Source organism: Streptomyces tateyamensis, from assembly GCF_003205575.1.
Taxonomy (GTDB): Bacteria; Actinomycetota; Actinomycetes; order Streptomycetales; family Streptomycetaceae; genus Kitasatospora; species Kitasatospora tateyamensis.
The window spans coordinates 1-9,045 of the sequence record NZ_PYBW01000017.1 but is presented as its reverse complement, the minus strand read 5'-3'; the positions used below and the strand labels follow the sequence as shown (position 1 = coordinate 9,045).

Here is a 9,045-nt window from a genome sequence, read left to right as displayed (position 1 = left end):
ACCGGATCGAACTCGGCGAGGTGCAGGCCGCACTGGCCGGCCACCCGGCGGTGCGCGAGTGCGTCGTGGTGGTCCGCGACCGGCAGTTGGCCGCCTACCTGGTCCCGCTGGAGGGCACCGCGCCCACCGTCGCGGAGCTGCGCGCCCACGCCGCCCAGGTGCTGCCCGCCTACATGGTCCCCGGCGCCCTGGTGCTGCTCGACGCGATCCCGCTGACCAGCAACGGCAAGACCGACAAGCGCGCCCTGCCGGCTCCCGACTTCGCCGGTGCGCAGGCCGAGTTCACCGCCCCGCGCACCGAGACCGAGCAGCGCTTCGCCGAGGTCTGGGCCAAGGTGCTGCGGCTGGACGCGGTCAGCGTCACGGCCGGCTTCTTCGACCTGGGCGGCGACTCGATCAGCGCCGTCGCCCTGGTCGGCGCGCTGCGCACGGCCGGCTACGAGCTGAGCGTGCGCGACGTCTTCGAGCACCGCACGGTGGCGGCGCTGGCCGAGCAGGTCGGCGGGCCGAACGGCGCCGCGGCCCAGCCCGCCGCCGTCGCCCCGTTCGCCCTGCTGGCCGAGGCCGACCGCGACCGGCTGCCGGGCGGCCTGGTCGACGCCTACCCGCTGGCGCACGTGCAGCTCGGCATGGTCAGCGAGCTGCTGGCCGGCCAGGGTCGGCACACCTACCAGAACGTCACCGCCTTCAAGGTCCGCGACGACCAGCCGTTCGACCCGGCCGCCTTCCGGTCCGCCGCCCAGCTGCTGATCGAGCGTCACGAGATCCTGCGCACCTCGATCGAGCCGCACGGCTACTCGGTGCCGCTGCAGCTGGTGCACGCCGCCGCCGAGCCGCCGGTCACCGTGGCCGACCTGCGCGCGCTGCCGGCCGAGCAGCAGCAGGCGGAGCTGGCGCGGTTCGCCGCCCGCGAGCAGGCCGACAGCTTCGACCTGGGCCGGGCACCGCTGTGGCGGGTCGCCGCGCACCTGACCGACGAGACCACCTGGTGGGTCTCGATGACCGAGTGCCACCCGGTGCTGGAGGGCTGGAGCTACCACTCGCTGCTGATGGAGCTGCTCGACTGCTTCCGCGAGCTGCGGGCCGGGCGCACCCCCGCCGCGCCCGAGCAGCCGGCCGTCCGGTACGCCGACTTCGTCGCCGCCGAGGCCGCCGCCGTGGCCTCCGAGCGCGACCGCGCCTTCTGGCACCAGCTGCTCGACCGGCACCAGCGCTTCGCCCTGCCGGCCGGCTGGCACGGCGACCTGGCCGCGCCGCGCACCCAGTACCGGGTCACCGTGCCCTACCAGGACCTGGAGCCGCAGTTGCGGGCGCTGGCCTCGCGGGCCGGCGCCTCGCTGAAGAGCGTGCTGCTGGCCGCCCACCTCAAGGTGCTCAGCCTGCTCACCGAGGAGCGCAGCTTCTTCACCGGCCTGGTCTGCGACGGCCGGCCGGAGGCGGCGGGCGCCGACCGGGTGCTCGGCATGTACCTCAACACGCTGCCCTTCCCGGCCCGGCGCACCGCCCGGACCTGGCTGGAGCTGGTCCGCGAGGTGCTGGCCGACGAGATCGCGATGTGGCCCAGCCGCCGCTACCCGATGCCGGTGCTGCAGCGCGAGGCCGGCGAGGGCCGGCGCCTGGTCGAGGTGATGTTCAACCACCAGTCCTTCCACCAGGTGGACTGGGAGCTGGTCGAGGGCGAGAGCGTGCTCGACCTCGGGCACACCGAGTTCCCGCTGGCGGTCACCACGGTGGGCGGGGTCTTCACCCTGGCCAGCCACACCCACGCGCTGGACCGGGCGCAGGTCGAGCGGATCGCCGAGCTCTACCGGGCCGTGGTGGCGGCGATGGCCGCCGACCCGCTGGGCGACGCGACCACCGCCTTCCTGCCGGCCGGCGAGCGGGAGCAGTTGCTGGCGCTGGACCCGCCCGCCGCCACCGCCCCGGACACCCGGCTGCTGCACCAGCTCTTCGAGCAGCAGGCCGCCCGGACCCCGGACGCGGTCGCGGTCAGCTTCGGTGCCAAGCAGCTGAGCTACCGTCAGCTCAACGAGCGGGCGAACCAGTTGGCGCACCGGCTGCGTGCGCTGGGGGTCGGCCCCGAGTCGCTGGTCGGCGTCTGCCTGGACCGCGGCCCGCAGCTGCCTGTCGCGCTGATCGGCGTGCTCAAGGCCGGCGGCGCCTACGTCCCGCTGGACCCCGCCTACCCCGCCGACCGGCTGGCCTACACCGCCAGCGACGCCGGGCTCGCCGCCCTGGTCACCCAGCACGCCCACCGGCCGCTGGCCCAGGGGATCCACCAGGGCCCGACGGTGCTGGTGGAGGAGCTCGGCACCGAGCCGGTGACCGACCCGGCCCCGCTCGCCGAGCCCGGCAACGCCGTCTACGTCATCTACACCTCCGGCTCCACCGGCCGCCCCAAGGGCTGCACCCTGACCCACGCCAACGTGGTGCGCCTGCTGACCGCCACCGAGCGCGAGTTCGGCTTCGGCCCGGCGGACGTGTGGACCCTGTTTCACTCCTACGCCTTCGACTTCTCGGTCTGGGAGCTGTGGGGCGCCCTCGCCTACGGCGGCCGCCTGGTGGTGGTGCCGTTCGACACCGCCCGCTCCCCCGAGGAGTTCCACCGCCTGCTGGCCGACGAGCGAGTCACCGTGCTCAACCAGACGCCCTCCGCCTTCCGCGCCCTGGCCACCCTGCCGACGGCCGGACTGGCGGTGCGGGTGGTGGTGTTCGGCGGCGAGAAGCTGGAGCTGAGCGACCTGGGCGGCTGGACCGGCCGGCCCGGCCTGGCGCTGGTCAACATGTACGGGATCACCGAGACCACCGTGCACGTCACCCACCACCGGATCACCGAGCAGGACACCGGCAGCCCGGCGGGCCGGCCGATCGCCGACCTGGGTCTCCAGCTGCTGGACGCCACCGGTCAGTTGGTGCCCCTCGGGGTGGTCGGCGAGATCCACGTCAGCGGGCCGGGCCTGGCCCGCGGCTACCTGAACCGCCCCGACCTGACCGCCGAACGCTTCGTCCCCAACCCCTACGGCGCACCCGGCTCGCGCCTGTACCGCTCCGGCGACCTGGCCCGGCGGCGGGCGGACGGCACCCTGGACTTCGTCGGCCGCGCCGACGACCAGGTCAAGATCCGCGGCTACCGGATCGAACTCGGCGAGATCCAGGCCGCACTGGCCGCCCACCCGGCCGTGCGCGAGGCCGTGGTGCTGGTCCGTCAGGACACGCCCGGGCACCCGGAGCTGGTCGCCTACGTGACCGGCGCGGCGAGCGCCGCCCAGCTGCGCGCGCACACCGCGCAGTTGCTGCCCGACTACATGGTTCCGGCCGTCGTGGTGCTCGACGAGCTGCCGCTGACCAGCACCTTCAAGCTGGACCGGCGCGCGCTGCCGGCACCGGCCCGGACCGCGGCCGCCACCCTGGTGGCCCCGCGTACCGCCACCGAGGAGCGGATCGCCGAGGTCTGGGGCGAGGTGCTGGGCCTGACAGAGGTGGGGGTCGCCGACGGCTTCTTCCAGTCGGGCGGCGACTCGATCCGGGTGCTCGCCCTGGTCGGCGCGCTGCGCGCGGCCGGCTTCCAGGTCAGCGTGGCCGAGATCTACACCCACCCCACCGTGGCCGAACTGGCCGAACTGCTCGGCACCGCCCAGCAGGTGGCCCAGGCACCGCGCCCGGTCGAGCCGTTCGAGCTGATCAGCGCCGACGACCGCGCCCTGCTGCCGGAGGACGCCACCGACGCCTACCCGCTGGGCCAGATCCAGCTCGGCATGGCGCTGGAGATGCTCGCCGACCGCGAGCGCAACCGCTACCACAACGTCACCTGCTTCCACGTCGCCGACGACCGGCCGTTCTCGGCCCAGGCACTGCGCGAGGCACTGGCCCTGCTGGTGCGCCGGCACGAGATCCTGCGCACCTCGGTGGACCTGACCGGCTACTCGGTCCCGCTGCAGCTGGTGCACCGGGCGGCCACCGTGCCGCTGCGCACCTTCGAGCTGGCCGGCAGCGAGGCGCAGCAGCGGGCGGCCGTCAAGGAGTTCGTCACCGCCGAGCGGCGCCACCTGTTCGACCAGGACAGCCTGCCGCTGCTGCGCGCCTTCGCCCACGACGCGGGCGCCGGCGGCTGGTGGCTGACCCTGACCGAGTCGCACGTGATCCTGGAGGGCTTCTCGCACCACTCGCTGGTGCTGGAACTCGTCGCCTGCTACCGGGCGCTGCGCGACGGCGAGCCGGTGCCGGCGGCCGGGCAGTGCAGCCACCGGTTCGCCGACTTCGTCGCCGCCGAACTGACCGCGCTGGACTCGGCCGAGGACCGCGCCCACTGGCAGCGGATCGTGGCCAAGCACACCCCGGTGGCGGTCCCCGCCGACTGGCGCGAGCCGGCCGGCACCCCGGCCCGCTCCTTCCAGGTGATCCGCCGGTTCGGCGAGCTGGCCGAGCCGCTGGCCGCGGCGGCCGGCGCGGTACGGGCCTCGGTGAAGAACGTGCTGCTGGCCGCCCACCTCAAGGTGGTCGGCGGCCTGACCGAGGCCGAGCGCTTCCACACCGGCCTGATCAGCCACGGCCGCCTGGAGGTCCCGGGCGCCGAGCACGTGTACGGGATGCACCTGAACACCGTGCCGTTCCCGGCCGACCGCACCGCCCGCACCTGGCGCGAGCTGATCCGCCAGGTGCTGGACCGCGAGGCCGAGCTGTGGCCGCACCGCCGCTACCCGCTCTCCGCGATCCAGCGCGACAGCGGCCGGACCAACCTGATCCGGATCACCTTCAGCTACCTCGAGTTCCACGGCAGCGACGAGCAGCTGGACGGCGGCCTGGGCCTGGGCGAGACGCCCAACGAGGTCGGCCTGAACGTGATCGTCTCCGGCTCCGACCTGGTGCTGTCCGCCGACACCGCCACCATCAGCCGGGCCCGCGCCGAGCAGCTCGCCGACGCCTACCTGTCCGTGCTGCGCGAGATCGCCGCCGACGTGGACGGCGACGCCCGCCACAGCGGCACCGGCGCCGTCCAGGCGGCCCGCCCCGCCCTGCCCACCCCGCCTGCCCGAAACGAGACCCCAGTGAACGACACCCGCACGGCCGTCGGCCTCTTCGAACAGCAGGCCGCCGCCACCCCGGTCGCCACGGCCGTGCTCTCGGCCACCGGCAAGCTCTCCTTCGCCGCGCTCAACGCGCGGGCCAACCGGATCGCGCACCGCCTGCGGGAGCTGGGGGTCGGCCCGGAGACCAAGGTCGTGGTGCTTCTGGACCGCACGCCGGACCTGCCGGCCGCGCTGCTCGGGGTCTGGAAGGCGGGCGGCGCCTACGTCCCGCTCGACCCAGGCTTCCCCCTCGCCCGGCTGGCCCGGGTGATCGGCGACTCGGGTGCCGCGGTGGTGCTCACCGACAGCGGCCGGGCCACCGCCCTGACCGGCCTGGACCAGCGCGACTGGCTGCTGCTGGACCGCGACGCCGAGCTGCTGGCCGCCCAGCCGGCCACCGCCCCGGCCCGCACCCTGGACGAGGCCAACCTGGCCTACGTGATCTACACCTCCGGCACCACCGGCACCCCCAAGGGTGTCGAGATCACCCAGGGCGCGCTGGCCAACTACCTGGCCTGGACGGTCGCCGAGTACGCCTCGCGCGGCACCGGCGGCGCCCCGGTCTTCTCCTCCGTCGCCTTCGACCTGGTGGTCCCGGCGCTCTACACCCCGCTGCTGGCCGGCCAGCCGGTGCACCTGCTGCCCGCCGACCTGGCCCCGGCCGAGCTCGGCAAGCAGCTCGCCGACGGCGGTCCGTACAGCTTCGTCAAGCTCACCCCCGCCCACCTGGAGGTGCTGCTGCAGCAGCTGACCGGCGACGAACTGGCAGGCCTGGCCGGGCTGCTGAGCGTGGGCGGCGAGCTGTTCCCGGGCCGGCTGGTCAACTCCTGGCTGGAGCAGGCCGGGCCGACCGGCATCCGGTTCGTCAACGAGTACGGCCCGACCGAGGTCACCGTCGCCAACTCCTTCCACACCGTCACCGACCCGCAGCCCGAGGTGGTCCCGATCGGCCGCCCGATCCCCGCGACCTCGATGTACGTGCTCGACCAGGCGCTGGCCGAGCTGCCCGAGGGCGTGGCCGGCGAGATCTACGTCGGCGGCGCCGGGGTGGCCCGCGGCTACACCGGCCTGCCGGGGCTGACCGCCGAGCGCTTCCTGCCCGACCCGTACGGGGCGCCCGGCAGCCGGATGTACCGCACCGGCGACGTGGGTGTGCTGCTGGCCGACGGGGTCGTGGACTACCGCGGCCGGGCCGACAGCCAGGTGAAGATCCGCGGCTACCGGATCGAGCCGGGCGAGGTCGAAGTGGTGCTCGGCGCCCACCCGGGGGTGGCCGGCGCCGCCGTGCTGGCCCGCGAGGACGTTCCCGGCGAGCTGCGGCTGGTGGCCTACGTGGTCCCCACCCCCGGGTGGGAGTTCGACGCCGCCGCGCTGCGCGAGCACCTGTCCGCCCAGCTGCCCGAGTACCTGGTGCCCGCCGCCCTGGTGCGCCTGGAGGCCTTCCCGCTGACCGGCAACGGCAAGCTGGACCGGGCCGCGCTGCCGGCCCCCGAGAACGGCCCGAGCACCACCGCCACCGCCCCGCGCACCCCGCTGGAGGAGACCGTGGCCGGCCTCTTCGCCGAGCTGCTGGGCCGCGAGCGGGTCGGCGTCGAGGAGAGCTTCCTGGAGCTGGGCGGCCACTCGCTGCTGGTGATCCGGCTGATCGGCCGGCTGCGCTCGGTGCTCGGGGTCGAGCTGGCGATCGACGCCTTCTTCGCCGAGCCGACCGTGGCCGGCATCGCCGCCCGGCTGGCCGACGCCGCCCCCGCCCGCCCGAAGCTGCGCCGGATGGTCCGCAAGGAGGAGTCCGCGTGATCCCGCTCTCCTTCGCCCAGCAGCGCCTGTGGTTCCTCAACCGACTGGAGGGGGCCACCGCGACCTACAACATCCCGGTCGGCCTGCGGCTGACCGGCCCGCTGGACACCGCGGCGCTGCGCGCCGCCCTGCACGACCTGACGATCCGCCATGAGAGCCTGCGCACCGTCTTCCCCGAGCGCGACGGCGCCCCGTACCAGCAGGTGCTGGCCGAGCCCGGGACGGGGGTCCCTCCGGCCGAAGGCTGGGACATTCTGACGGTCCGTCCGCTGACCCCGCGCGACCAGCTGGAGGAGGAGCTCGCGGCGGCCGCCCGGCACACCTTCGACCTGACCGCCGAGGTCCCGCTGCACGCCTGGCTCTTCGAGCTCGGCCCGCAGGAGCGGGTGCTGCTGCTGGTGCTGCACCACATCGCGGCCGACGGCTGGTCGCTGGCCCCGCTCACCCGCGACCTGGCCACCGCCTACACGGCGCGGCTGGCCGGGCAGGCCCCCGACTGGGCGCCGCTGCCGGTGCAGTACGCCGACTACACGCTCTGGCAGCGCGAGCTGCTCGGCTCCGAGAGCGACCCGGCCAGCCTGGTCTCCCAGCAGCTCGACCACTGGCGCACCACCCTGGCCGGCCTGCCGAGCGAGCTGGCGCTGCCGGTGGACCGGGCCCGGCCGACGGTGGCCACCGGCTGCGGCGGGCGGGTGCCGTTCCAGCTGGACCCGGCGGTCTTCGCCCGGATCACCGCGCTGGCCAAGGAGGAGGGCGTCACCGTCTTCATGGTGGTGCAGGCCGCGATCGCCACCCTGCTCTGCCGGCTCGGCGCGGGCACCGACATCCCGCTGGGCACCCCGGTGGCCGGCCGCACCGACGTGGCGCTGGACGACCTGATCGGCTTCTTCGTCAACACCCTGGTGCTCCGCACCGACCTGAGCGGCGACCCGAGCTTCCGTGCCCTGCTGCACCGGGTGAAGGCCACCGACCTGGGCGCCTTCGCTCACCAGGACGTGCCGTTCGAGCGGCTGGTCGAGGTGCTCAACCCCGAGCGCTCGATGAACCGGCACCCGCTCTTCCAGGTGATGGTCACCTTCGACGACGGCGCCGTGGCGGCCGGGATCGAGCTGCCGGGCATCACCGCGACCGCGCTGGAGACGGCGGGCGAGCGGGCCAAGTTCGACCTCGCCTTCGGCTTCTCCGACCAGGGGGGCCAGGGCCTGGGCTGCAGCCTGGAGTTCAGCGCCGACCTGTTCGACCCGGCCAGCGCCGAGGCGCTGGTGCGCCGCTTCCAGCTGCTGCTGGACGCGCTGACGGACCAGCCGGACCAGCCGATCGGCACCGCCGCCCTGCTGGACGCGGCCGAACTGGCCGTGGTGGACCGGCCGGTGCCGGGCCTGCCCGCGCACGAGTGGGACGGCCTGACGCTGCACCGGATCTTCGAGCAGCGCGCCGCCCTGACCCCGGACGCGGTCGCGGTGAGCTTCGGCGCGCAGGAGCTGACCTATCGTCAGCTCAACGAGCGGGCCAACCAGCTGGCGCACCGGCTGCGCGCGCTCGGGGTCGGCCCCGAGTCGCTGGTCGGCGTCTGCCTGGACCGCGGACTCGACCTGGCCCCCACCCTGATCGGCGTGCTCAAGGCCGGCGGCGCCTACGTCCCGCTGGACCCGACCTACCCGGCCGACCGGCTGGAGTACATCGCCGCCGACGCCGCGCTGACCGCGCTGGTCACCGAGCAGGCGCACCGGGAGCTCGCGGCCGCGGTCTTCGACGGTCCGGTGCTGCTGGCCGAGGAGTCGGCCGGCGGGCCGCTGACCGACCCGGCGCCGGTCACCACCGAGGACAACGCCGTCTACGTCATCTACACCTCCGGCTCCACCGGCCGCCCCAAGGGCTGCACCCTCACCCACGCCAACGTGGTGCGCCTGTTCACCGCGACCGACGGCTACTTCGGCTTCGGCGCCCAGGACGTCTGGGCGCTCTTCTTCTCCTACGCCTTCGACTTCTCCGTCTGGGAGTTCTGGGGCGCGCTGCTCTACGGCGGCCGCCTGGTGGTGGTGCCGCACGACACCGCCCGCGCCCCGGAGGAGCTGCACCAGCTGCTCGTCGAGCAGCAGGTCACCGTGCTCAACCAGACCCCGTCCGCGTTCCGCTCGCTGGCCAACCTGCCGACCGGGGATCTGGCCGTGCGCGCCGTGGT

At 74.6% G+C, this 9,045-nt stretch carries 2 protein-coding genes; both read left to right on the top strand.

Going from position 1 to position 9,045, the window contains the following annotated elements; genetic code table 11:
* Positions 1 to 5: 5 nt before the first annotated feature.
* Positions 6 to 6,863 carry a non-ribosomal peptide synthetase gene (locus C7C46_RS05245; RefSeq protein ID WP_281278519.1) on the top strand — a complete coding sequence of 2,286 codons (6,858 nt, stop codon included), beginning with the start codon at positions 6 to 8 and terminating at the stop codon, positions 6,861 to 6,863.
* The coding region (locus C7C46_RS05240) for a condensation domain-containing protein (RefSeq protein ID WP_146258992.1) at positions 6,860 to 9,045 on the top strand (2,186 nt) is incomplete at its 3' end. The genes C7C46_RS05245 and C7C46_RS05240, both read left to right, overlap by 4 nt.